Annotated in this window: 19 protein-coding genes and 1 tRNA gene; 10 read left to right on the forward strand and 10 right to left on the reverse strand. The window is 54.1% G+C overall.

Annotation, left to right across the window (positions count from 1 at the left end):
• The first annotated feature begins 3 nt into the window (after positions 1 to 3).
• Positions 4 to 1419, forward strand: a complete 1416-nt coding sequence (uriT, locus tag AH68_RS02910; protein WP_039197497.1) for a uridine transporter UriT — start codon at positions 4 to 6, stop codon at positions 1417 to 1419.
• A gap of 158 nt (positions 1420 to 1577) precedes the next feature.
• Here the strand turns inward: uriT and purD are convergent, their stop codons facing one another.
• The 3 genes from purD to purF all read right to left on the reverse strand — a co-directional run bounded on the left by purD (position 1578) and on the right by purF (position 5507).
• Entirely contained in the window at positions 1578 to 2840 is a 1263-nt protein-coding gene (gene purD / locus AH68_RS02915; RefSeq protein ID WP_039197499.1) for a phosphoribosylamine--glycine ligase, read from the reverse strand.
• 99 nt (positions 2841 to 2939) lie between these two features.
• Positions 2940 to 3974: a phosphoribosylformylglycinamidine cyclo-ligase gene (gene purM, locus AH68_RS02920; protein ID WP_039197501.1), complete on the reverse strand. Its 1035-nt coding sequence runs from the start codon at positions 3972 to 3974 to the stop codon at positions 2940 to 2942.
• An 18-nt stretch (positions 3975 to 3992) separates the two neighbouring features.
• Positions 3993 to 5507 carry an amidophosphoribosyltransferase gene (gene purF / locus AH68_RS02925; protein WP_039197503.1) on the reverse strand — a complete coding sequence of 505 codons (1515 nt, stop codon included), beginning with the start codon at positions 5505 to 5507 and terminating at the stop codon, positions 3993 to 3995.
• 263 nt (positions 5508 to 5770) lie between these two features.
• On the opposite strand from purF, the gene AH68_RS02930 reads away from it, so the two are divergent.
• Both AH68_RS02930 and AH68_RS02935 read left to right on the forward strand, forming a co-directional pair.
• Positions 5771 to 7405 (forward strand): Y-family DNA polymerase, encoded by a 1635-nt coding sequence (locus AH68_RS02930; RefSeq protein WP_039197505.1) that lies wholly within the window; start codon positions 5771 to 5773, stop codon positions 7403 to 7405.
• Positions 7402 to 7629, forward strand: a complete 228-nt coding sequence (locus tag AH68_RS02935) for a hypothetical protein (RefSeq protein ID WP_039197507.1) — start codon at positions 7402 to 7404, stop codon at positions 7627 to 7629. The genes AH68_RS02930 and AH68_RS02935 overlap by 4 nt, the downstream gene beginning before the upstream one ends.
• A 172-nt stretch (positions 7630 to 7801) precedes the next feature.
• On the opposite strand, the gene AH68_RS02940 is transcribed toward AH68_RS02935, so the two are convergent.
• Together AH68_RS02940 and AH68_RS02945 are read right to left on the reverse strand one after the other, a co-directional pair.
• Positions 7802 to 9055: a sensor histidine kinase gene (locus AH68_RS02940; RefSeq protein ID WP_052189130.1), complete on the reverse strand. Its 1254-nt coding sequence runs from the start codon at positions 9053 to 9055 to the stop codon at positions 7802 to 7804.
• Positions 9052 to 9708 (reverse strand): response regulator transcription factor, encoded by a 657-nt coding sequence (locus AH68_RS02945; protein ID WP_039197509.1) that lies wholly within the window; start codon positions 9706 to 9708, stop codon positions 9052 to 9054. The genes AH68_RS02940 and AH68_RS02945 overlap by 4 nt, the downstream gene beginning before the upstream one ends.
• 170 nt (positions 9709 to 9878) lie before the next feature.
• Here AH68_RS02945 and AH68_RS02950 point away from each other — a divergent pair, with 170 nt between their 5' ends.
• The 5 genes from AH68_RS02950 (at position 9879) to AH68_RS02970 (ending at position 13650) form a co-directional block, all read left to right on the forward strand.
• The gene (locus tag AH68_RS02950) at positions 9879 to 10181 is read left to right on the forward strand and encodes a hypothetical protein (protein WP_039197511.1); all 303 of its coding nucleotides are present in this window, start codon (positions 9879 to 9881) and stop codon (positions 10179 to 10181) included.
• Between the two features lie 90 nt (positions 10182 to 10271).
• Positions 10272 to 10898 (forward strand): hypothetical protein, encoded by a 627-nt coding sequence (locus AH68_RS02955; protein WP_236682436.1) that lies wholly within the window; start codon positions 10272 to 10274, stop codon positions 10896 to 10898.
• Between the two features lie 76 nt (positions 10899 to 10974).
• Positions 10975 to 11979: a peptidoglycan-binding domain-containing protein gene (locus AH68_RS10815; RefSeq protein ID WP_236682437.1), complete on the forward strand. Its 1005-nt coding sequence runs from the start codon at positions 10975 to 10977 to the stop codon at positions 11977 to 11979.
• A complete protein-coding gene (locus AH68_RS02965) occupies positions 11969 to 12571 on the forward strand; it encodes an ABC transporter ATP-binding protein (RefSeq protein ID WP_034255067.1) in 603 nt (200 codons plus the stop codon). Before AH68_RS10815 ends, AH68_RS02965 begins: the two co-directional genes overlap by 11 nt.
• A complete protein-coding gene (locus tag AH68_RS02970) occupies positions 12568 to 13650 on the forward strand; it encodes an ABC transporter permease family protein (protein WP_039197514.1) in 1083 nt (360 codons plus the stop codon). The genes AH68_RS02965 and AH68_RS02970 overlap by 4 nt, the downstream gene beginning before the upstream one ends.
• 544 nt (positions 13651 to 14194) lie before the next feature.
• Here AH68_RS02970 and AH68_RS02975 read toward each other — a convergent pair.
• From AH68_RS02975 to purT, 3 genes are all read right to left on the reverse strand, one after another.
• A complete protein-coding gene (locus tag AH68_RS02975) occupies positions 14195 to 17929 on the reverse strand; it encodes a phosphoribosylformylglycinamidine synthase (protein WP_039197516.1) in 3735 nt (1244 codons plus the stop codon).
• A 138-nt stretch (positions 17930 to 18067) separates the two neighbouring features.
• Positions 18068 to 18820, reverse strand: a complete 753-nt coding sequence (gene purC, locus AH68_RS02980; RefSeq protein WP_039197518.1) for a phosphoribosylaminoimidazolesuccinocarboxamide synthase — start codon at positions 18818 to 18820, stop codon at positions 18068 to 18070.
• A 169-nt stretch (positions 18821 to 18989) separates the two neighbouring features.
• Positions 18990 to 20243, reverse strand: coding sequence for a formate-dependent phosphoribosylglycinamide formyltransferase (purT, locus tag AH68_RS02985; protein WP_039197520.1), 1254 nt, complete (start codon positions 20241 to 20243; stop codon positions 18990 to 18992).
• A 26-nt stretch (positions 20244 to 20269) separates the two neighbouring features.
• Between purT and AH68_RS02990 the strand changes: the two genes are divergently transcribed.
• On the forward strand, positions 20270 to 21448 hold the full coding sequence (locus AH68_RS02990; RefSeq protein ID WP_144245682.1) for a glycosyltransferase: 1179 nt from the start codon (positions 20270 to 20272) through the stop codon (positions 21446 to 21448).
• Between the two features lie 147 nt (positions 21449 to 21595).
• Here AH68_RS02990 and AH68_RS02995 read toward each other — a convergent pair whose 3' ends face one another.
• Together AH68_RS02995 and AH68_RS03000 are read right to left on the reverse strand one after the other, a co-directional pair.
• A complete protein-coding gene (locus tag AH68_RS02995; protein ID WP_039197524.1) occupies positions 21596 to 22621 on the reverse strand; it encodes a threonine aldolase family protein in 1026 nt (341 codons plus the stop codon).
• Between the two features lie 112 nt (positions 22622 to 22733).
• Positions 22734 to 22806, reverse strand: a tRNA-His gene (locus tag AH68_RS03000).
• 277 nt (positions 22807 to 23083) lie between these two features.
• Here AH68_RS03000 and AH68_RS03005 point away from each other — a divergent pair.
• Positions 23084 to 24124 (forward strand): bile acid:sodium symporter family protein, encoded by a 1041-nt coding sequence (locus AH68_RS03005; protein WP_039197526.1) that lies wholly within the window; start codon positions 23084 to 23086, stop codon positions 24122 to 24124.
• Positions 24125 to 24798: the final 674 nt, after the last annotated feature.

Below are 24798 nucleotides of genomic sequence, written 5' to 3' on the forward strand. Positions count from 1 at the left end.
CTCATGACTGAGACCAAAAACGACAAGATGCTTGACGCTGGAGGCAAGTCCGTCGTCGCGCTGATGGCGGCATTGATGGCGGCCATCTTCGCCTTCCAGATCAACGCGTCGATGCTTTCGCCGGCGCTGACCACCATGCGTGTCGAACTCGACACCACCGATGCGCAGATTGGTCTGACACAGACCGTGTTCTTCACCTCATGCGCGGTGTTCTCGCTGTTCCTGCCTCGACTAGGCGATCTGATCGGACGGAAGAAGGTGCTGCTGGGTATTCTCGTGCTTACCGCAGTCGGTTGCGTGGTTTCCGCGCTCGCGGTCAACGTGCCGATGCTGATGATCGGCCGTGTGATTCAGGGCGTTGCTGGACCAATTGTTCCGATGACGCTGATCATGCTGCATGCTAAGGTCACTGAAGATAAGAAGTACGCCAAGCTTATGGCCATCCTGACATCCGTCAACGGCGGCATCGGTGGCGTCGACGCCATTCTTGGTGGTTGGCTTGCCGGCACGTTTGGCTTCCGTTCCGTGTTCTGGGTGATGGTTGGCGTTGCCGTGCTCGCCATCGTGCTGGTTTTCATTTACGCTGAGGAGTCCACCGCTTCCGAAACTCCGAAGATGGATTGGGCCGGCGTGGTCTTCCTTGCCGCGGCATTCCTAGCCGCATACCTTGCCATCAACGAGATTCAGAAACTCGGCTCCGCCAACTGGGCTTTGGTCGCCATCGAAATTGTGGTCGCCATCGTGTTGTTCGTGGCCTTCTGGAATGTTGAGAAGCGTCAGAAGGCGCCGATGGTCACCACGCACTACCTCAAGCAGCGTCGTACCTGGGGCCTGCTGCTGACCACCCTGCTCACCATGACCGGAGTGTTCGCCATCATGAATGGCATCGTTCCGGCTCTCGCCCAGGATACCGAAGTCGGCGCGGGTATGAGCGCCAGCGTGGTCTCCTTTGCAACCCTGACCCCGTACGCGTTGATCGGCCTCGCCTTCGGCCCTGTCGCAGGCGTGCTCGCCTCCAAATTTGGCTACCGCGCCGTGCTCCGTACTGGCCTGATCGTTTCCGTGGTTGCCATACTGTTCGGCATTTACGTGTGCAATGTGCCGAGTATCTGGGCTCTTGTAGTCATGTCTCTGGTACTGGGCGTCTCCTACGCAGGTACCGCCAACATCATGCTCAACGGTCTTGGCATCGTGCTCTCTCCGGAAGACAACCCTGGCTATCTGCCTGGTTTAAACTCCGGTGCATTCAACTTGGGCGCAGGCCTGAGCTATGCGGTGCTCTACGCCGCTCAGAACGCGTTCGTCGCATCCGGCGGCGCGACCAGCGGCTATATCGCAGCCATGGTTGGCGGTGTGATTCTGCTCGGCCTCGCGTTCTGCGCATCCCTGCTCATTCCGAAGCCGGGAGAGCAGAAGTAATCAATATAAGCTTGCCTGTGTTGTGTGATTAAAAAAACGGCGGTTTTGCAGTCGGACTCCTCTCTGTCCGACCACAAAACCGCCGTCCTTTTTATATATATATGATTGCGATTGTATGGTTACAGAAATTTCTGATGGTATGCAATCGCTGGGTGCATTCAGATGTTCAATGCCTTGGCGCCAATGTCGTGACGGTAGAACATGCCCTTGGTGTCGAGCTTGTCGATAATCGCATACACCTTGTCTTGAGCGGTCTTAATATCGGCGGCAGAAGTCTCGACCAGCAGCACGCGACCGGAATTGGCAACCAGGCCTTCTTCGCTACGAGCCACGCCAGCGTAATACACGTGGGAATCCTCATCGACTGGAATCTCAGGAATCGCAGCGCCCTTGATCACATCGACAGGATAGCCATCGGCGGCGAGCACCACACCAAGCGTGGCATTGTCGTTATCCCAAGTGAATTCCGGAGTCTCGCCATTGAGCAGAGCGCTGATGCCAGCACCGAGATCAGACGTGAGCTTCGGCAGCACGACTTCCGTTTCCGGATCGCCAAAACGAGCATTGAACTCGATGACCTTCGGACCTTCAGCGGTGGCGATCAAGCCAGCGTACAGAATGCCAGTGAACGGCGTTCCCTCGTCAGCCATAGCCTGAACGGTCGGCTTCACAATGGTTTCAATAGCGGTATCAACCACATCCTGACCGATCTGCGGAACCGGGCTGTACGCACCCATGCCACCGGTGTTCGGACCCTTATCGTCATCATATGCGCGCTTATGATCCTGCGAAATCGGCATCGGCCAGAAATCAGTGCCGTTCACAAAGCTCATCAGCGAGAACTCCTGACCCTCCAGGAAGTCCTCGATAACAACCTTTGCACCGGCGTTGCCGAAACGATGATCGACGAAAATGTCTTCAAGAGCGGCGATGGCGGTTTCCTCGTCCATAGCAACGGTCACGCCCTTGCCGGCGGCCAAACCGTCAGCCTTGATCACAATCGGAGCGCCATGCTCACGAACATAAGTCGTGGAACGCTCCAAATCGCCGAACGTCTGATACTTTGCGGTCGGAATGCCGTGACGCTCCATCAGCTGTTTGGCAAAATCCTTGGACCCCTCGATCTGTGCGGCGGCCTTGCTCGGACCGAATGCCTTGATGCCAGCCTGAGCGAAATCGTCAACGATACCCTCGATAAGCGGCACTTCCGGACCGACGAACACCCAGTCATAGCCGTTGTTCTTTACGAAATCAATCAGTGCGGCATGATTGGACGGGTTGATCTGCGTGATGCGGATGCCGTCAAGCTCCATACCTGGATTGCCCGGAGCCACTGTGACTTCGCTGACGCTGCCGCCACGCATAAGCGCATGAGCGATGGCATGCTCGCGTGCACCGGAACCAATGACCAGAACCTTCATGTTTCCTCCTGTTATGTCCCCTCTGGGAAAATCCTATGTTCAGGAAAGTCTTTGGAAATAAAAGAGGGTGGCCGTTATGGCTCACCCCCGTATATGTATTTACTGCAGTTCGACGTCGCTATCGGTCTTCTTGACGATATTGCCGAGCACATAACCGGCTTCGCCATTGGACTTGAGCAATTCCATGGTCTTATCAGCATCTTCGGCGTTGACTGCCAGCACCATGCCAATACCCATATTGAAGATGTTGAACATTTCCATATGATCGATTTCGCCGGCCTTTTCGAGCACGTCGAAAATCGGCAGCACCGGCCAAGAGCCGAGATTGATGTGTGCAGCCAAGCCGTCCGGAATCATACGCGGAATGTTTTCGATGAAGCCGCCGCCGGTGATATGGGCGACGCCCTTGACCACGCCGGCCTTGAACAGCGGGGACAGAGCCTTCACATAGATCTTCGTCGGGGTAAGGAGCACATCGCCGAGCTTTTCGCCATCGAGTTCGTCAAGCACGGTGTCGACCGTGTAGCCGGCCTTCTCGAACAGGGCCTTGCGCACCAGAGAGAAGCCATTGGAATGCACGCCGGTGGACGGCAGACCAATGAGCACATCACCTTCAGCGATGGTGGAGCCGTCCACGATTGCGGACTTCTCGGCAACACCGACCGCGAAACCAGCCAGATCATACTCGTCTTCGTCATACATGCCCGGCATTTCAGCGGTTTCGCCACCGATCAGACCGGAACCAGCCTGTACACAGCCGTCGGCAACGCCAGCCACAACCTGCTCGAGCAGTGCTGGATCGTTCTTGCCGCAGGCGATGTAATCCAGGAAGAACAACGGTTCCGCACCCTGAGCGGCAATATCGTTGACGCACATGGCCACGCAGTCAATGCCGATGGTGTTGTGCTCGTTGGCCATCTTGGCGACGACCAGCTTGGTGCCGACGCCATCGGTGCCGGAAATCAGCACCGGCTCCTTGTATCCGAGGGAAGCCAGATCGAACAGGCCGCCGAAGCCGCCGATACCGCCGACTACGCCCGGACGGTTGGTGCGCGCCACATGGGACTTGATGCGCTTGACGACTTCGTAACCGGCCTCAACGCTCACGCCGGCTTCTTCATATGCTTTTGGCATATCAAACCTTTCTAGGGTTCAGTGTTCTTCTTGGGGTGAAGTAGTGGTGTATTCGTTGCCTTCGTACTTGCTCTTGTACAGGGCGAATTCAGGCAGTCGGACGCGGTCCTCCGGAGTCAACGACTTCAGGAAATCAGCTTCATAGTCATCCAAAGCGGTCGGATAATCGCCATTGAAATAGGCCACGCACAGACCGCCGTACGGTGCGTCCGCACCCAGGCCAATGGATTCGACCAATCCGTCGAGTGACAGGAACGCCAAGGAATCGGCACCGATGTATTCGCGGATTTCCTCCACGGACTTCTTCGCAGCGATGAGCTCCTTGGTGGTGGAGATGTCGATGCCGTAGAAGCACGGATACTTCAGCGGCGGCGAGCTGATGCGCATATGCACTTCGGCGGCACCGGCTTCCTTAAGCAGCTGCACGATGCGCTTGGACGTGGTGCCGCGCACGATGGAATCGTCAATGACGATCACGCGCTTGCCTTTGACCACGCCGCGCACGGCGGACAGCTTCATGCGCACGCCCTGCTCACGCAGTTCCTGTGTCGGCTGGATGAAGGTTCGGGCCACATACTGGTTCTTGATCAGGCCCATCTCGTTCGGCAGGCCTGCCGCTTCCGCATAGCCCGAAGCCGCGGACAGCGAGGAGTTCGGAACGCCAATGACCATATCGGCCTCGACCGGCGATTCCTGAGCCAGACGTGCACCCATACGCTTACGGGCGGAATGTACATTCACGCCGTAAATATCGGAATCCGGGCGTGCGAAGTAGATGAATTCCATCGAGCAGATGGCTAGTTGGGTCTGGTTCGTGTACTGCACGATCTTGTATCCGTGATCATCCACGACCACGATTTCGCCCGGGCGGATGTTGCGCACCAGTTCGGCGCCGACAATGTCGAGCGCGCAGGTTTCGGAAGCGAGCACATATGCGCCGTTCTTCATCTTGCCAAGGGAGAGCGGACGGAAGCCGTTCGGATCGAGCGCGCCGATCATGGCATCTTCGGTCATGATCAGATAGGCGAAACCGCCATGAACGGTATTGAGCGCTTCCTTGAGCTTGTCCATGAAAGTGCGCTTCGAGGAACGACGGATGAGGTGCATAAGCACTTCAGTATCGGAATTGGAGTGGAAGATCGCGCCTTCGTCCTCCAGCTTGCGGCGCAGGGACGGGCAGTTGGTGAGGTTGCCGTTGTGGCACAGGGCCATATCTCCATCATGGAAACGGAAGATGAACGGCTGAATGTTGTCGGTGCCGCCAGAGCCGGCAGTGGCGTAGCGCACATGGCCAATCGCCCTGCCTCCCTTCAGACGTTCGATTTCTCGCTCGTCGCTGAACACCTGGGTCAACAGACCCGTTCCGCGATGACCGATGAGATGACCATTATCGTTAGAGACAATGCCGGCACCCTCCTGACCGCGATGCTGCAACGCGTGCAAGCCGAAGTAGGTGAGTCGGGCGGCGTCCGGGTGGCCCCAAACGCCGAAAATACCGCATTCCTCGTGGATGTCTTCGAGTTCAGCTGACAAGCCAAAGCTCCTTCCAAAACCATGGAGACAAGGGGTTCGCTACCGTTCAACCCTACCAACCGGAGGCTACAATCGGTGGTTTTCGGGGAGTCTTTAGGTGGCACTTGGCATGTCGGATATGTCGAACAATTGTTCGAACTCTCTGATATGCTGAATGCAGGAAAATACAGTGCGGTGCATCGGCGATGCTTTGTCGGTGCTTTGCGAGGCGAAGTGCTCGTTGACGTTTCAAGATGGAGCCAAATCATGGAAGGAGTCTGAAGATGGCCGAACGTACCTATATCGCTATCGATCTGAAATCCTTCTATGCGTCTTCGGAATGTGCGGAACTTGGATTCGACCCACTTTCCACGAATCTGGTGGTGGCTGATCAATCTCGTACCGACAAAACCATCTGTCTTGCGGTGTCGCCATCGCTCAAAGCGTATGGATTGCCTGGCAGGGCAAGGCTTTTTGAGGTCAAGGCGAAGCTTAAAGAAGTCAATGCGGCACGGCGGGCGGCAGCGCCGGGCGGTACGCTGAGAGGTGAATCGTATGATGCGAATGAGCTCGCAGCAGATCCGAATCTGGCTGCTGGCGTGTATATAGCCAAGCCGCGAATGTCGCATTATCTCAACGTCAGTGCGAAGATCTACGGCATATACCTAAGGTATGTGTCCGAAGCTGATATTCATGTCTATTCGGTGGACGAAGTGTTCATGGATGTTACCGGCTATCTTCGTGCCTATGGCAAAAGCGCGCATGATATGGCCCGTGAAATGATTCAGCAGATTCTCCGGGAGACGGGTATCACCGCAACGGCCGGCATCGGTACGAATATGTATTTGACGAAAGTGGCTATGGACGTGGTCGCCAAGCATATTCCCGCGGATAAGGATGGCGTGCGTATCGCGCAATTGGATGAGATGTCGTATCGCCGGCTGTTATGGGCGCACAGGCCGTTGACTGATTTCTGGCGTGTGGGACGAGGGTATGCGAAGAAGCTCGAAGCCCAAGGTCTAATGACAATGGGCGATGTGGCTAGGTGTTCCATTGGTCGTGCCGACGAATATTACAACGAGGGTCTGCTGTACAAGATGTTCGGTGTGAACGCCGAACTGCTTATCGACCATGCGTGGGGTTGGGAGCCATGCACTATCGCCGACATCAAAGCGTATAAGCCAGCTGGTCATAGTATGAGTTCGGGGCAGGTGCTTACGGGCGCGGTCGGTTTTGACTCGGCGCGGCTGATTGTGAGAGAAATGGCGGACACCTTGTCTTTGGACTTGGTTGCCAAAGGTGTGAAGGCCGGTCATATGGGGTTGATGGTCGGTTACGATACCGCCAGTCTTGATCCAAAGCGGCTAGGGGAGTGTGGCACTCCGGAATTGAAGGCGATAGCTGAGCGAGCCATTGCCGAATATAGCGGTCCCGTAACTCTTGATAGGTATGGTCGGCGTGTACCCAAGCCGGCGATAGGGTCGATTGGTCTGGGCAACCATACGTCATCCACCACGCGCATCTGTGATGCGGTTGACGAATTGTTCTGCAGAATCGTCGATCATCGGCTGTTGGTACGTCGATTGAATGTGGTTGCTTCTGATTTGCAAACGGTCGAACAGCTGGCTGAGCGGGATGCTGCGGCGAATTACGTTCAGCCCGATCTGTTTTCGGATATGCAGGAAGTCTCAAATGGAAGCGATAGCAACGATTGCAGTGATAACGTCGATAACAACGCGCGGTCTTCCTACACTGACGATATGCAGGTTGCCGATGAGATTTCCGAACAGCATGTGCAGCAGACGATTCTTGACATCAAACGCAAGTTCGGCAAAAACGCCGTCATCAAAGGGATGGACATGTTCGCTGATGCCACAGGTCAACAGCGCAACCGACAGATTGGAGGTCATGCAGCATGAGTTTGCAGCAAACCGATCGTTACGATGACATCATCAACTTGCCTCATCATCGCTCGCGCACGCGCCCGCACATGAGCATGCACAACCGTGCCGCGCAATTCATGCCTTTCGCCGCTCTCACCGGCTACGATGACATCATCAAACAAACCGCCACCCATTCCAACGAAGCAGTAGAACGCGCCAACACCCCCGTCAATCTCGCCGAAGGCTACCTCTCTGCCTAGCAGACCACCAGTTGCTGTGATTCGTCGGTTGGCTGGCAAAAAATATCAGTCGGAAAGCCCGAACTGTATAGACAATCAAGTATCGTAACATCTCTTTCCCAGTCAGGGGAAGAATTACCCCACTAATGGTCGGCTTAGAGTCTTGATTCCTGCGTTTGCTTTCCGTTCCGACTTACGCTGATACCGGAATGCTGACAACAACACGAAGCCCACCATCTTTTCTGGCATGAAGCTGTATCCGCCCATCATGCAGTGATACGATTTCCTTGGCGATAGATAATCCCAGACCGTGGTTTTCGATTGTTTGCGCCGTTCCCACCGAAAAGCCGTGCTCCATGATTCTGCTATTTCTGCCTTTGTTGAACGGTGTGAACAGGTCATCAAGATTCATGTTTTGCAGACTCTCTCCAGTGTTTTCAATCTCAAGCGTCATCATATGACCATCTGATTCAAGGGTTTTCCTGACTGACACCCATATCGTCCCGCCATCCACATTATGCTGTATGGCATTGAGCATCAGATTCTTCACAAGTTGGGTAAACAGCAGTGGATCACCATGTATTCGAGCAGCTTCCAACTGTTTATGCACAGTTATATCCTCTGGAATTCCTCCGTCAAGATTCTTTTCAAGGACTCCCTCAACAACGGTGTCTACGGCAATTTCGGATGTCCCTTCTTGTTCCAACTGTTGCACTTTAGCCAGATTTAAAAGACTACCGACCAAGGCGATACACGATTTGTTGGACGCTAGAGCCTTCTCGACGAAGGGAAGAGTCTTTGCGTCCAACAATCCGTTATGCATAGGTATCTCCAGTGCGGCGGAGGTCGCTGCCAGTGGATTTTTGAGTTCATGCGATGCGTTAGCTATGAAGCGTTTTTCTCTCGCGATGGCCGCATTGACATCATCGATCGCGTCATTGTATGCGCTGGCTATTACAGATGCGGCATCGTTTTCTTCGGAAATATGTATGGGATGCCGAGACAAGTCAGAATCTGAAGTTCGTATCTGTTGCGCGACCGTATCAATCCTGCGTTGCGAACGAGTGCATATGCTCCAAGCAACTATGGCCGATAGGGCTCCGAATATCAGAATCGGCACCACGCTGGTGAGAAGCAGCAGATTACGAGCTGTGTCGTTGCCGCGGGAAGCTGTGACAGCGAATCCATTCGCGTGAGAGTCTTTCCCAGTCAAGACATACGCCTCACCTGAAGGTGGTCCGGCGGAATCCTGCTGTTGGTACTGTTCATCAGCGACATGCTCTGGTGTGAAGCGCCCTATGGTTATCGTATCGATTTGCTGGTCGACAATAATGAACGTTGCCACGGAAACGACTACCGTCAATGCAACGAATACGGACATGATGATTACGATGAGTCTTCTCCGCGTAGACCATCGGAAACGTACATTTCCTTTCATCTTCTTCATGGAATCCGATACCCCTGCCCTGGAATAGTCTCAATGAAATCAGGAATCCCGATTTTCGTTCTCAACGCATAAATGGTGGTCTTAACGATTCCCCGAGTATGAGCATGGTCATCATGCCATATTCCCGTGTACAGACTTTCCGTGCTCACTACACCCCCATTCGCTTCTATCAATACTTTCAGCACAGCAAGCTCCCTAGCACCGAACCTCAGGCGGCGTCCATCGACCGTGACGATACCCGTATGAAGATCCGCCTTGAATGCTCCGCGATGGAATACCGAATCGCTACTTAGACTTCTTCTGCGTCGTACCGCATTGACTCTTGCCAACAAAACGGCATAGTCAAAAGGCTTTGTCAGGTAATCATCGGCACCGAGGTTCAAGCCCTGAACAATATCCTCTATCTGTGAGGATGCAGTAAGCATCAAAACATATGTGGAATCGTGTCTCTCGCTAAGCATTCGAGCTATATCATCACCATGTATTCCCGGAAGATCTCGGTCCAGAATGACCATATCGTATCCGCCATTATTTAATTCTTCGACGGCATCGCGTCCGTCATACACAGCTTTGGTCTGTAAGCCTTCCATGCTTAATCCCATGTTGATGACATCAGCTAGATTCGCGTTGTCTTCCACAATCAGAATGCGCACAGCTACCACCCTTCTTACTGTGACTCACACCTTAGCAGTCATAGCCAGCAAAGTCAGGAATAGGTCAGATTCCGTCAGCTTCAAGGCAAAAACACATTGCGACACAAGCAACTCCCTATATTGCTGAAAAGGTGGAGCATTCCTCCGCCAAAAATAGAAAAGGAAAAAGAATGAATATCAACAGAAAAATCGCAACAGGCGCGCTCAGCATCATAGTCGCATGCACCGGAGTGGCTGGGCTCACGGCTTCTGCTATGGCTACCGTAGGCAATGGATCATATGCTCGCGCAGCTAGAAATCTCACATGGGCCGATGCATATAACACCGCAGGCAATGGGGGTTATGCTCGTGCCGAAGTCGGACGTGTTATCAACGGAAAACGGGTGGTTTACTACAACGGGTGGAAACACGGATACGCCTACGCATCTGCCTCAAATGGTTCCAGCTGGTATGCACGTGGACTGCTGAAGTAATGGCAGTTTCATAAGTTTTTTGAGAGGAGGCACTTTCACGAATCAACTCGTTGCACAAGTGCCCCTATATCAAAGGAAAGAACACGTATTATGCCTAACTCACCACGAATCATTCTGGCGTCTGTAGTCATTTGTTTTTTGCTGCCATTGAGTGCTTGCTCAACAAATGCAGCAAACCATGATGCATCTTCGTCTTCTTCTGAAAACTCTGAAACAGCCACATCGTACGAATCGCAGTTGAAGCAGGCATTGCAATCAGCTACCAGTGACTTCGAAAAACAGGTACTCAAGAAAGCAATCAAAACAGGGAAAATCAGCGATTCAGATTACCGTGAAGCCAACGAAAAATATCAGCAATGCATGATTTCCAAAGGAGATCCGATAACGTTCAGCACGGATCAGTCCACCGGTCTGATGCAGGAAAGCATGAATGTTGATGATCAGAATTACGATTCCGACAAGGTGAATTCGGATAGTATCGCCTGCGCCGAGGGAACGAATCTGTTGATTCGCGATCTTTACGAACGAATGGCCACCAATCCCTCGAATTCCGATGAAATCGAGCTGATCGTAAGCTGCTTGAAACGTAAGAAACTAGTACCAGAATCGTTTACCAAACAGGATTATTTGACGGAATCCGCCAAGCCAGACGGCAGTTCGAAGCTAGATACCAGTTCGGAATTATTCTCTCAATGCTTGGCAAACCCGAATAAGTGAGATAATGCGTACTTCCATATTTTCTACGTTCATCAAAGCGTGCAAAACCCGCAGTGTGGGATTCATAGTCATGTGCATGGTCGCATGTCTCTGCGCCGGTGCCGGACTTGCCTTTGGCCTTACTCATTCCAGCACGCCAACGTCACTTAAGCCATCGTCAAATACTGGCAATCTCCCTCTAAGCACCGAGCATTTTGATGATGAACGCACCATAACGGTAAAGGTTTCCTCATCACAGGCGCAAAACATATCGTTCGGGAAAACCGGACAGATCACACAGGTCGTATGTCCAACAGACGGCATAATCACTTCAGGATCGCGGGAATACGATATGGATGGAACTCCATTGGTGACTCTGTATACGGAAACGCCGCTATATCGGGATCTTTCCTTCGGGGATAAAGGCTCCGATGTCGAAGCTCTGCAAAATGAATTGATACGGCTTGGGTATGGAACGTCACAAACAGGAATCTTCGATTGGAACACATGGGACGCCTGGCGTCGACTCTATGCTGAATATGGTGGAGTCGTTCAGGAGAAGACATTCGATAGAACACTTGTGATTTGGATTCCCGCTGAAAGCTTGGCCACCACAGGCTGCATCGCCAAGTTAGGGTCGACCGTATCCGACGATTCCGTCACGGCAGCATTCACAACCGTTGAAGGAATTCTGTCTATTAAGGCGACAGCCCTGCCGACAGATCGCCTGGCTGGTGAACGTGTTGTCGAAATCAAGGGTCGGGAATATCCCATAGATGATGATGGCAATATAACCGATCAGGAAGCTCTCCAAGCAATGAACTATTGGGACGGATATACGGGAAACCGCAAGGATGGTGAACAAACCACTGATGTCTCCGTGAGCTATCGTCTCAAACAGGCGATTGACGTGTACTCAGTTCCCGCAGAATCGCTTGTCGGACTTACACAGTCAGACGGTTGCGTTGTCATCGGCAAGGGAACTGTCAGGAAAATTCACGTCGTCGGCAGTTCCTTGGGGCGTACGTTGATTACATTGACCGGCAAGCCTCCGTCTAGCATCCAAGCGAATCCAAGAAAGACAAGCTGTGATGCGCATTGAACTAGACCATATCGGACACCGTTACAGCGATGGGCCATGGCTGTTTCATGATTTGAATGCGACTCTTATTCCCGGTCATGTCTATGCGCTTACCGGCCCTAGCGGATCGGGAAAATCGACATTGCTGGGCATCCTCGCAGGCTGGATACGACCAGCAAACGGTAACGTTATCGCACAGAACGTGATATCGATGCGATGGGTGTTTCAAAATCCATATGGCACGCCGCAACGTACTGTATTGGATCACGTTGTACTTCCTCTGCTCGCCAGAGGACTCACCCGCGCGCAGGCCGAGCGCGAAGCAATCCCCCTACTGCGCCGTTTTGGATTGGAAGGCTTGCGCAATCATCGGTTTTCTGAACTCTCCGGTGGTGAGGCTCAGCGTCTTATGCTTGCCCGTGCTGTTATATCACATCCCTCATTGATGCTGGTTGATGAGCCTACTGCGCAACTTGATATCCGCACCGCCGCAACAGTTAGCGACGCATTAGCCCGTATCGCGCAATTCGACACCATTGTCGTCGTTGCCACTCATGATTCCCGAACTCGTGATGCATGCACCGACATCATCAATCTGGAGTTTTTCCAATGAAACTATCTTCCATTTGTTCCGAAGCGTGGCGCAATATACTCAATGGTTCCTCACATTGCGTTCTTGCGATTCTAGTGCTTACCTTTCTTACGGTCGGATCTTCGTCTTTCGAAATCCTGACATCGGCGAATATTCTCCGCCAAGCCAGCCAATACAAGGCCTCAGGTGGGAATATCATGGTTCTCAGTGCCGAAGGAGGCGTGGACGGTCAGGCCTGCGAGCGTCTGTCCGAACTCAATGACGTGCAGGCGTCCGGAGCAATCAGGGAAAGCGATCAGCTGATCGCATCAGCGCTTCCCGACACCAAGATTCCTGGTTATACTGTCACGGCTGGTTTCGCACAAGTACTTCATGCGAGGGAACATACCGAATCACAGGGCGTTCTTATTTCAGACGAACTTGCGAAGACGTTGGGGCTTCAAGCGGGCAATGAACTTGCTTTGAAGGATGGCAGGCACGCTCGTATTCGAGGAACTTATGCGTATCCTGATGACGGTCGCACTCCAGGGTATTCGTATGCGATTCTCTCACCTACTGCTTCCGCTGGAACATTTGATTCATGCTGGGTCAGTGTTTGGCCGCAAACGGACTCTACACAGAGTGCAATTTGGTCGGTTCTCACACCATCGGCAAAATCCGACAAGAATAGTTCAATAACATTGGGACAACTTAATTCATCTTTGGGAACAATATTTGACGGGCAATCCCTATATCGCGCTCGCACATCTAAAATGCTCCCAGCAATGGCGGTATGTGTGGGATTCGCTTTGGGCTACGCGATAATACGTATACGGCGTCTGGGAATTGCGTCTGCCTTACATTGTGGGGTATCCAAAGTCGCCCTATTGCTGCAGATATGTATCGAATCTCTTCTTATCATCTTGATAGCTGCTGTGATTACCATTTCCCTGGCTGATATGGCAGTCATACAGTACATCGATGCAATAGATAGACAGCAGGTGTTGCTTGCCGCCTTATGCCCATCCATCACCGGATTCGCGTCATACTTTTTGGGGACGTTAGCGTGCACACTTGTGATCAAAGAACGTCACCTGTTCATTTTCTTCAAGGAAAGATAGACAATAGATAAATCAGAGCAAGAAACGGCATAACGTGCTCATAAATAACGAACCTTGCTTCTCTGAAAGAGCGGGATGGTCGTCTTAGAGTCTGGAAAACTCCAGTCACTGGAAAAATCAGTACGTCAGAAGATGGCTTAACGTCTGGATTCTTCCACACGTTGGGAGATATGGTTCTCCGGCGGGTCTTTTAGCGTACCGGTTCCTCCAGTGAGTGGAGGGATATTCCCGCTGATGAGCGGTTTAGAGTCTGGAAAACTCCAGTCACTGGAAGATATAGCCCTCTGACATGCCTTTTAAAGTCCTGATTTCTCCAGTGACTGGAGGGATCATCCCGCTGGCAGGTCTTTTAGAGTCTAGAAAACTCCAGTCAATGGAAGGATTGCCCCGCTGGCGGGTCTTTCGGAGTACCGATTCCTCCAGTGGGTGGAAGGATTGTTTCCGTTGATGTATGGAAAGGGGATGTCTGGCTCATTCGGAAGAAAATCCGAACAAGCCAAACATCCCCTTTACGTCAGAACGCTTTTATGGATGCGGTCGCGAATCAGGCGGTGAAGTATTCCACGCCGGCTGCGAACAGCGGCTGATCCTTTTCGCCCGGAACGTTCTTGAACGTGCCGTTGCTGTAGCGTTCCGAATGGCCCATCTTGCCGAACACGCGACCGTCCGGGCTGGTGATGCCTTCAATGGCCAGTAGCGAACCGTTCGGGTTCACGTCCAGATCCATGCCAGGCACGCCGGCTTCGTCTACATACTGCGTGGCGATCTGGCCGTTGGCCTTGAGCTGCGCAAGCACGTCATCGGAAGCCACGAAACGGCCTTCACCATGGGAAATGGCGATGGTGTGCATGTCTCCAACGGAAGTCTTGGAAAGCCACGGAGACAGGTTCGAAGCAACACGGGTACGCACTAAGCGGCTCTGGTGGCGGCCGATGGTGTTGAATGTCAGCGTCGGGCATTCCGCGGTCATCGGCACAATATCGCCGTACGGCACCAAGCCAAGCTTGATCAGGGCCTGGAAACCATTGCAGATGCCGAGCATCAGGCCATCACGGTTGTTCAACAGGTCACGTACCGCTTCGGTAACGGCAGGAGCGCGGAAGAACGCGGTGATGAACTTGGCGGAACCATCAGGCTCGTCGCCACCGGAGAAGCCGCCCGGAATCATGATGATCTGACTCTTCTTGATCTCCTCAACCAACGCTTGGGTGGATTCGGCAACGGCAGCCGGAGTGAGATTGTTCACGATCAACGTGCTTACGTCGGCGCCTGCACGCTCGAATGCGGCTGCGGAATCATATTCGCAGTTGTTGCCTGGGAATACAGGAATGATCACATGAGGCTTGGCGACGCCGGTACCGGTGTAGACGGTCTTCTTCGGAGCTTCGAAGGAAACCGCTTCAACGGTCTTGCCCTTCTCGTCACCCTTGGAACGGTATGGGAACACCGATTCGATGCCACCCTCCCAAGCGTCCTGCAATTCAGTCAAATCCAGCGTCTCGCCAGCAGCAACGAAATTGTAAGCTTCGGTGGTCTTACCAATCTCACCGATCTCAACCAGATTCGACACTGACGGAAGCTTGGCACCATCAGCCAATTCCACAATGAAGGAGCCGTAAGCAGGAGCAAACAGATCATTCACGGAAATCGTAGAATCAAGAGCCACGCCAATCTGGTTGCCGACAGTCATCTTGAAAATAGCCTCGGCGGTAGCGCCATAACCCGGAGTGGACACAGCCAGAGCATCACCGAAATCAGTCAGCTCCTCAACCACAGAGAACGTCTCAAGCAGCGCATCCTTGTCAGGAGTCAAACCGTCAGCGAGATAACGCGGAGCGATACGAACCACGCGATGGCCGGCACCCTTGAATTCCGGCGAAGTGGCACGCTTCATATTGCCCACGGCCACGGCGAAGGAAATCAGCGTCGGCGGCACATCAAGCTGCTCGAACGTGCCGGACATGGAATCCTTACCGCCGATCGCGCCGGCGCCCAGATCCACTTGGGCCATCAGAGCGCCCAACACTGCGGCCATCGGCTTGCCCCAACGGGTCGGCTCATCGCGAAGCTTCTCGAAATATTCCTGGAAGCTCAGATATGCCTTTTCATGCTCGAAGCCCGCGGCAACCAGCTTCGACAGCGATTCAACCACAGACAGGTAAGCGCCCGTGAACTGGTTCTTCTCCATAATGAACGGGTTGAAGCCCCAAGCCATCGCGGAAGCGGTAGTGGTTTCGCCGAACACAGGCAGCTTGGCGACCATGGCCATGTTCGGAGTCAGCTGCTTACGCCCTCCGAACGGCATGAGCACAGTGCCTGCGCCGATAGTGGAATCGAAACGCTCGGAAAGACCCTTGTTGGAAGCCACATTCAGATCGGTGAGCATGGCATGCATGCGGTCAGACAAGGAACCGGAAGCCCACGGGGTGATGTAGGCCTGCTGAGCTTCGACGTGAGCAACTTGATGCTTCGGAGCACCGTTGGAAGCGAGGAATTCACGAGACAGATCAACGATCACGTCGCCGTTCCACACCATAGTCATGCGCGGATCTTCGGTTACGGTCGCGATGACTTCAGCCTCGAGATTCTCTTCCTTGGCATAGCCGAGGAACTCGTCGACGTCTTCGGCTGTAACGTCCACGGCCATACGTTCCTGCGATTCGGAAATCGCCAGTTCCGTGCCGTCCAAGCCCTCGTACTTTTTCGAAACCTTGTTGAGATCGACATACAGGCCGTCAGCCAGCTCGCCGACCGCCACGGACACGCCGCCAGCACCGAAATCGTTGCAACGCTTGATCAGACGGCATGCGTCACCGCGACGGAACAGACGCTGCAACTTACGCTCGACAGGAGCGTTACCCTTCTGCACCTCGGCACCGTCAAGCTCCAGAGATTCAACATTGTGAGCCTTGGACGAGCCGGTGGCACCACCAATGCCGTCACGGCCGGTACGGCCGCCGAGCAGAATGATCTTGTCGCCCGGAGCGGGGGTTTCGCGGCGCACATGATCTGCCGGAGTTGCGGCCACAACCGCACCGACCTCCATACGCTTGGCCACATAGCCCGGGTGATAGATCTCGTCGACCTGACCGGTGGCAAGACCAATCTGGTTGCCGTATGAAGAATAGCCGGCGGCTGCGGTAGTGACCAGCTTGCGCTGGGGGAGTTTGCCCTCGAGGGTTTCGGAAACAGGAACGGTCGGATCGGCGGCACCGGTCACACGCATGGCCTGATACACGTAGGAACGGCCGGAAAGCGGGTCGCGGATGCAGCCACCGATGCAGGTTGCCGCACCGCCGAACGGTTCGATTTCCGTCGGATGGTTGTGGGTTTCGTTCTTGAACAGGAACAGCCAATCCTCATCATGGCCATTCACATCAACCTTTACCTTGACGGTGCAGGCGTTGATTTCTTCGGATTCATCAAGATTCTTCAGAATGCCGTTCTTCTTGAGCCACTTCGCGCCGATGGTGCCCATATCCATAAGGCATACAGGCTTTTCGTCGCGGCCAAGCTCGTGACGCATCTCAAGATACTTATCGAACGCGGCCTGCACGGTCGCGTCATCGATCTGCACATCATCAAGTTGCGTGCCGAACGTGGTGTGACGGCAATGATCGGACCAATATGTGTCGATCACCTTGATTTCCGTGATCGTCGGATCACGCTGTTCCTCGGTGAAGTAAGCACGGCAGAACTGCAGATCAGCCAAATCCATGGCTAGGCCACGATCGACGATGAACTGCTCGAGATCGGCGTCGCTCATGGTGCGGAAACCTTCGATGACTTCCACCTTGCCCGGTACCGGCACCTGCGTCTTCAACGTGGTCTTGGTTTCCAACGAAGCTTCGCGCGCCTCGACCGGGTTGATCACATAATGCTTGATGGCGGCGGTATCGGCGTCGTTCAGCTCGCCTTCAAGTGCATACACCTTGGCGGAACGAACAGTCGGGCGCTCTCCCTGGGAGATCAGCTGAATGCATTCGCTGGCGGAATCCGCACGCTGGTCGAACTGGCCGGGCAGATACTCAACGGCGAACACTGCATCGGAACCGAAATCAGGCAGGTCGGCGTAAACGTTGTCCACCTGCGGTTCGCTGAATACGGTCGGCGTGGCCTGAGCGAACAGCTCTTCGCTGATGCCTTCCACGTCGTATCGGTTGACGAGACGGACGTTCTTCAGAGCCTTGATACCGAGAATGGTCCTGAGCTCGTTGGCGAGCTGCTGGGCCTCGACGTCAAAACCCGACTTTTTTTCCACGTATACGCGAAAAACCATGGTCAACTCCTTGAAAGAGGGGTTTGATAATCGTATTTGAAAATCAAAAAAGTTGGATCTGAATATAAGAAAATATGAAGATTTGAAACAATGAAGCCCGCATCCGGTTTCCACCTCAGATGCGGGCTCGCGAATGCATTACTCTGCGACTTCAATGCCTTCGGACTTGGCGAGTTCGGCCAAACGGCTTTCGATTTCTTCGTAGGCCGGGATGATGTCGCCCAGGTTGCGGCGGAACAGATCCTTGTCGAGATGCTCCACCTTGCCGGAATGATCACGCTGATCCCACAGACGGCAGGAATCCGGGGTGATTTCGTCGGCGAGCAGCAGAGTGCCGTCGGAAGTACGACCCATTTCGATCTTGAAGTCCACAAGCTTGACATCGATCTTGGCGAAGATCTCGATCAGGGCCTCATTGATACGGCGGGCGAGCGGAGCAATCTCAGCCAGATCCTCACGTGTGCACACGCCCAACGCAACCAGATCGTCATCGTTCACGAACGGATCGTGCAGATCGTCGTTCTTCAGGAAGTACTCCAGCACCGGCTCCTTGAGCTCGATGCCCTCTTCCACGCCCAGACGGGAGCAGAAGTGGCCGGCGGCGGTGTTACGCAGCACGATCTCGAGCGGGAACATGGTGACCTTCTTGACCAGCTGGGAGGTTTCGCCTACGCGAGCCACCAGATGGCTGTCGATACCGCGCTTCTTGAGCAGATCGAAGATCAGCGTGGTGATGAGGTTATTCAGCCTGCCCTTGCCGGCGAAGTCTTCCTTCTTCTCGCCGTCACCTGCGGTAGCGGAGTTCTTGTATTCGACCCAGAGCACCTCCGGATCGTCAGTTGCGTACAGTTGCTTGGCTTTGCCCTCGTAGAGCTTTTCCAACTTCTCCATTACTCGCCTTTCCTGGTGTTTGGGAGGTAGATAATTTGGTGAACTTGACGGTTAACAAGATACCAACGGGAGGCTACATTCGGCGCGTTTTCGGCCGAGTTGCGAAAGCCTCCCGTGCAACTTCCGCACAAAGATTCGATTGTGAAATCACATTGAGATCGAAATAGGATCAGATGACTGCAATATCAAGTGATTGTGCGACCTGCGCGGCTTTGTTGCGTGCGTCGCCTGCGTCGCTTCCAACAGCCAAGGCGACTGCCATGCGTCGATGGCCGTGCACTTCCGGCTTGGCGAAGATACGTAGGTCGGTGCCCGGTTCAGCCAATGCCGCACCGACATTGCGGAACTCAGCTTCGCCGTCGCCTTCCACCACAATCGCATGGCTGGCTGCAACCGAACCTTCCGGAATCGACAGCGCAACATGATCTTGCGTGATCGGAAGTCCAAGAATCGCACGCGCATGCAGGGCGAACTCGCTTAACCGTTGCGACGCCATCGTGACCATGCCAGTGTCATGCGGACGTGGGGAGACCTCATTGAACAGCACGGAACCGTCGGTCAGTACGAACAGCTCCACGCCGAACACGCCCCAACCCTTCTCGCCGGAAGCCTTGGCCTTCGCCACCAGACCTTCCACTGCGTTGCGCGCGATGCGTTGCGCCTGCACAAGCACATCCTGTGTGAAGGAAGCAGGCTGCCAGGATTCGCGATAGTCGCCGCTTTCCTGACGCTGTCCGATTGGAGCGCAGGTCACGATACCGGCGCTGGAGCTGATGGTCAGCACCGTCAGCTCGTAGTCAAGCGGAGCCAACGCTTCTACAATCACTCGGGAAACGTCACCTTCGTCGTGCGCGCGACGACCTTCCTGTGCCTCAACCCAAGCTGCGTCAATCGCTTCGGCGGAACGAACCACGGACTGGCCATGACCGGAAGAACTCATAATCGGCTTGACCACGCACGGGTAGCCAACCGTTTCTGCCCCAGCGCGAAGCTCTTCCAGCGAGCCTGCGAAGCGGTACGGGGTGGTAGGCAGTCCCAATTCCTCATGCGCAAGCACGCGCAAACGTTCACGATCCATGCAAATGGATGCGATTTCGGCGCTGGGTACCACTTGGGCGCCACGTTCGGCCGCGGCGGCCAGTTCGCTGGTGGCGATCGCTTCGACTTCCGGCACAATGATGTCTGGCTTAATTTCGTCGAACAATGCTCGCAACTGTTCGGCATTGGCCATGTCGAGCACACGGTATTCGTGTGCCACCTGTTGTGCCGGAGCGCCCTCATAGGAATCGGCCGCACATACCCATGCGCCAAGCCTCATGAGTTCAATAGCGACTTCCTTGCCTAGCTCGCCGGAGCCAAGGAATAGAACACGAGTCGGATGCTTACCAAGCGGAGTGCCTAAGGCATGATTCTTTGCAGTCATGTCTTCCATTGTGCCATTGGCGTAGGATGGAGTGCATGTCTGAGACGGAACAGGAAGAAACGCAACGCCCCCTGACCATCGCCATGGTGGTCGACACGTCGGGAAATCGAGGCAATGGCACTTCGAATTCGGCATTGCAATGGGCGGAGGAATTGAAACGGCAAGGCCATACGGTCAGGCTCGTAGGCGTTGGTGCGCCTGAATACCCGGCGCGAGTCAACCATGTGCCTCTGGTCAGTTGGGTGGCGAAGAAGCAGCAGATGCAGTTCGCCGAACCGAGCGACACGCTGTTCAGAACCGCGTTTCAAGGAGTGGACGTGGTGCATATCTACACTCCGTTCCGTTTTGGCCAGCATGCTTGCAAAGTCGCCAAACAGATGGGAATCGCGGTTACTGCGGGCTATCATGTGCAGCCGGAGAACATCACATATTCGGCGGGTCCTCTGAAATATATTCCGGGTATCGACTCGTTTATCTACTGGCTGTTCAATCTGTGGCTGTATCGCAAAATTGACCATGTGCATGTGCCCACCGAACTTGGCGCAAGTCTGCTGCGTTCCCACGGATACAAAGCGAAACTGCACGTGATTTCCAACGGATACGAAGCGCGATTCACTCCGAAAACGCAGCATGATGCAGGGAAATCCGCGCCGATTCCGTTCCATATCGTCTCTTCCGGACGATTGACGAACGAAAAGAATCATGTCGCGTTGATTCAGGCAATCGCACGTTGCAGGCATGCGCAAGATATCGAATTGACGATTGCCGGCACTGGTCCTCTGAAAAAGAAATTGCAGCGACTTGCGTCACGCTTGCTTTCCAGACCGGCGTCGATTGGATTTCATAAGAACGCAGAAATGCCGGCTTTGCTGCGTTCTGGCGATCTGCTGGTGCATCCTTCGATTGCCGATCTTGAGTCGGTGAGTGTGATCGAGGGTATGGCTGCCGGCTTGGTTCCGGTGATCGCCTCATCGCCGTTGAGTGCGGCAGGCCAGTTTGCGTTGCGGGATGAGTCGCTGTTCCCCGTTGACGATGTGGAAGCGTTGGTGAGACGCATCGATTGGTGGATCGACCACCCCGACGAATTGTCGAAATGGGGCGAAATCTATGCCGAACACACCAAGGAACATTATTCAGTGGAGGCGTCCGTGCATAAGTTCATTGCGATGGAACGCGAGGCGATCTCCGACAATATCGGCAAATAAAGCAATGCGTAATATGCGGCGTAAATAAAACCACGAACGTGATTAATGGCTGTTATGTAAACAAAAAAAGGCGTGGGATGCAAATCCTGCGCCTTTTATTGTTCGTTTTTTAATAATTATTCTATGCCTATTCCCATCGGCGATGCGCTATAGCAGTGCGATCAGCTGCTCAACCTGCTCGTCGGTGGTGGCCCAACTGGTGCAGATGCGCATCACCGTGTGCGTGTCATCGGCCTTTTCCATGAAGCCGAGGCGCACGCTGCGCTGCAAACGTTCGGAAGTTTCGTTGTCGAGCGTGATGAAGATCTGGTTGGTCGGCGCGTTGAAAGTGAGCGTATAGCCGCGTTTCACGAGCACATCGCGAATGCGGTCGGCAGCATCGTTGGCGCGGCGGGCGATTCTGCAGTACAAGTTGTCGGTGAACAGCGTGTCGAATTGCACGCCCAGCAACCATCCCTTGGCGAGCAAAGCTCCATGCTGCTTGACGAGCGTCACGAAGTTCTTCGGCATGTTGCCGTGCGTGAACACCACTGCTTCGCCGAACATGGCACCCACCTTGGTGCCGCCGATGTAGAACACGTCTGCGATGCGCGCGATGTCTTCAAGCGTCACGTCGTTGCCGGTTGCGGTCAGCGCGTAGCCGAGTCGTGCGCCGTCGATGAACAATGGCATGTCGTACGTCGTGCAGATCTTGCGGATCGCTTCGAGTTCGTCGAGCGTGTAGAGTGTGCCATATTCAGTGGACTGTGAAATGTACACGCATCCGGGGAATACCATATGCGTGTAGTTGCCGTCCGCATAGAACGTGGCGCAATATTCATCGAGCTCGTTCGCATCGATCTTGCCGTCATGGTGGGGGAGCGTCAGCACTTTGTGGCCGGTGAATTCGATGGCGCCCGCCTCATGCACGTTCACGTGGCCGGTGTTTGCCGCGACCACGCCGGCGTACTGCGGTGTGATGGAGTCGATAATGGTCTGATTGGTTTGCGTGCCACCTACCAGGAAGAAGATCTGAGCATCGGGGCGGGAGCATGCTTCGCGAATCTTGGTTTTCGCGCTTTCGCAGATGCTGTCATTGCCGTAACCCGGATATTGGTTCTGCGCGATCTGTTCGATGCGTTCGATGATTTCCGGTGTTGCCGTACAGGAATAGTCGTTTTCAAAAGACAGCATGATGCGCTCCTTGTATCTGACTTATGCTGATGACTTGCGACCGGCTGTTTGCTGTTATTCAAGCCGTCCGGATAGCAAAAAACCTCGGAATTTCTTCCGAGGTCTCTACCGGGGTGGCTAACGCGGCTCGAACGCGCGACCTTCTGAACCACAATCAGATGCTCTACCAACTGAGCTATAGCCACCATGTTTTCGCTTCATGCAGAAGCGCAACAGGTGAAAACTATACACGATTTTCCAGCTATGTCTACATCGGCGTGTTGCGTGTGCCTACCGTCGGCTTGCGCTGTGGACTGTTCATTATGTGAACGGCATATTACATAAAGCCGGAACCCACGCGTACCTTGTAGTCGCTGCATGCGTAAGGGTGTGCTGTAATGGCGGTGTGGGCCGTCTCGGAGTGTTTTCGGCGTATGCGGATCATCGGCCGAAAAGCTGTGAAGTGTGAAGGAAGAGAGATTCATGCAGAAGGTCAAAGCGTTTGGTGATTGGCTCACCAAGTGGTTCACCGCGATTGTGATTGTGTGGGCCGTGTTCAACTATTTCGTGCCGCAGGCAAGCTTGTGGGGCAAATCCTATACCGGTTATTTCCTGGGTATCGTGCTGTTCGGCATGGGTCTTACCTTGACCCTTGACGATTTCAAGCGCATTCTCACCCAGCCTCTGATGGTCATCGTCGGTACCGTGGCCCACTTCGTCATCATGCCGTTGGTGGCTGTGCTGCTGTGCTGGATTTTCCGTCTTGATGGTGCGCTCGCCGTCGGTGTGATTCTGGTCGGCTGCTGCCCGTCCGGAACCTCGTCCAACGTGATGAGCTATCTGAGCCGTGGCGATGTGGCGCTGGACGTGTCCATCGGCATTTTGTCCACGCTGTGCGCGCCGTTCATGATTCCGCTGTTGATGCAGTGGCTGGCTTCCCAGTATGTGTCGGTTCCGGTGGAATCCCTGTTCCTCAATGCGGTCAAGGTGGTGCTGTTCCCGATCGCTCTTGGCGTGATCTGCCATGCTATTTTCGGCGAGAAGATCGAGAAGATTACGGTCGCTCTGCCGATCGTGTCCCAGGTGGCCATCCTGCTTATCATCGGCGTGGTCGTCGCAGCCAATGGTCCGAAGCTGTTCGTGGCTTCCTCGCTGCTTGCCATCCCGGTGGTCATTCTGCACAACCTGTGCGGATACGCGTTGGGCTTCGGTTTCTCCAAACTTATGTACAAGGTATATCCGAAGGGCTTCCGTTATGCACAGCAGAAAGCCATCACCTTCGAGGTCGGCATGCAGGATTCCGCTTTGGGAGCGACTTTGGCGCTGACGTCGTTCGCTTCCAATCCGTTGGCCGCGGTGCCGTCCACGTTCTTCAGCGTTTGGCACAACATTTCCGGTTCCGTGCTGTCCAGCTGGTGGCGTGAGCATGATGACAGGCATCAGATCCATCCTGATTCCGACAATGGCGAGAAGGGCTCGGCTGCGAAGGCCCGCGAAGACGCTGCCGAAACAGCTAACAGCTGACATTCGTCAGTAGATTCCGTCGTCATATTGCGCATTCCCTGAATCTTTCAAAATGATTCAGGGAATGTTTTGTTTTGAGTGGTGCAAACGTGTCATTGTGATGTTTTGTTGCTTTATGTTGATGTAGGCAAAATGATTGAAATTATTGGGATTTAAGGGCGTCTTCACCCGTGTTTTTTGTTCGTTTTGGGGTATACTGTAATTGAAGGCCGGAGTTGTGGATCAGTCGAGAATTCGTCAGGTCGCAACGAAGCGCCTATGGCCGAGAGGTTCATGCGCAACGCCTTTAAGATATAACTGAACAATAGCGATTCGAGACGGCGGCAATGGGGCAGTACGGCGTAGGCGCCGGGCCGCAAATGCAAAACAGACAACGAGACTGAAGAGTGCGCGTAAGGTAGCGAGTAGCAAAGAAGTGGGAACCTCCTTCCCGAGTGGATGGCCCCGGATTCGAAAGGATCCGGGGCCATTCCTTTTGCGATTTGCGACACGGCATGTTGGAATGTCTTGGGAATCCGTATACTGATAATTCGTGTGTGCCAACGGCATGCCTTATGTGACAGGCGTGCGGGTTGGGATATCCCAGAACTCGATTGCATCACGCGCAGCAATGCGACGGTGAGAGAGGGATGGGCCATCGGGCCGGTGGACTGTGGCTATCTTCACGATTCAGA

The organism is Bifidobacterium catenulatum PV20-2 (assembly GCF_000800455.1).
In the GTDB taxonomy this organism is placed as follows: Bacteria; Actinomycetota; Actinomycetes; order Actinomycetales; family Bifidobacteriaceae; genus Bifidobacterium; species Bifidobacterium kashiwanohense_A.

Bases quoted from the DNA above. Each gene is read 5' to 3' on its own strand.
- AH68_RS02950 (WP_039197511.1), top strand. From the start codon at position 9,879: ATGAATATCAACAGAAAAATCGCAACAGGCGCGCTCAGCATCATAGTC.
- uriT (WP_039197497.1), top strand. From the start codon at position 4: ATGACTGAGACCAAAAACGACAAGATGCTTGACGCTGGAGGCAAGTCC.
- AH68_RS03005 (WP_039197526.1), top strand. From the start codon at position 23,084: ATGCAGAAGGTCAAAGCGTTTGGTGATTGGCTCACCAAGTGGTTCACC.
- AH68_RS02995 (WP_039197524.1), bottom strand. From the start codon at position 22,621: ATGCTGTCTTTTGAAAACGACTATTCCTGTACGGCAACACCGGAAATC.
- purD (WP_039197499.1), bottom strand. From the start codon at position 2,840: ATGAAGGTTCTGGTCATTGGTTCCGGTGCACGCGAGCATGCCATCGCT.
- AH68_RS02970 (WP_039197514.1), top strand. From the start codon at position 12,568: ATGAAACTATCTTCCATTTGTTCCGAAGCGTGGCGCAATATACTCAAT.
- AH68_RS10815 (WP_236682437.1), top strand. From the start codon at position 10,975: ATGGTCGCATGTCTCTGCGCCGGTGCCGGACTTGCCTTTGGCCTTACT.
- purM (WP_039197501.1), bottom strand. From the start codon at position 3,974: ATGCCAAAAGCATATGAAGAAGCCGGCGTGAGCGTTGAGGCCGGTTAC.
- AH68_RS02965 (WP_034255067.1), top strand. From the start codon at position 11,969: ATGCGCATTGAACTAGACCATATCGGACACCGTTACAGCGATGGGCCA.
- AH68_RS02990 (WP_144245682.1), top strand. From the start codon at position 20,270: ATGGAGTGCATGTCTGAGACGGAACAGGAAGAAACGCAACGCCCCCTG.
- AH68_RS02955 (WP_236682436.1), top strand. From the start codon at position 10,272: ATGCCTAACTCACCACGAATCATTCTGGCGTCTGTAGTCATTTGTTTT.
- AH68_RS02940 (WP_052189130.1), bottom strand. From the start codon at position 9,055: ATGAAGAAGATGAAAGGAAATGTACGTTTCCGATGGTCTACGCGGAGA.
- AH68_RS02975 (WP_039197516.1), bottom strand. From the start codon at position 17,929: ATGGTTTTTCGCGTATACGTGGAAAAAAAGTCGGGTTTTGACGTCGAG.
- purT (WP_039197520.1), bottom strand. From the start codon at position 20,243: ATGACTGCAAAGAATCATGCCTTAGGCACTCCGCTTGGTAAGCATCCG.
- AH68_RS02935 (WP_039197507.1), top strand. From the start codon at position 7,402: ATGAGTTTGCAGCAAACCGATCGTTACGATGACATCATCAACTTGCCT.
- purC (WP_039197518.1), bottom strand. From the start codon at position 18,820: ATGGAGAAGTTGGAAAAGCTCTACGAGGGCAAAGCCAAGCAACTGTAC.
- AH68_RS02930 (WP_039197505.1), top strand. From the start codon at position 5,771: ATGGCCGAACGTACCTATATCGCTATCGATCTGAAATCCTTCTATGCG.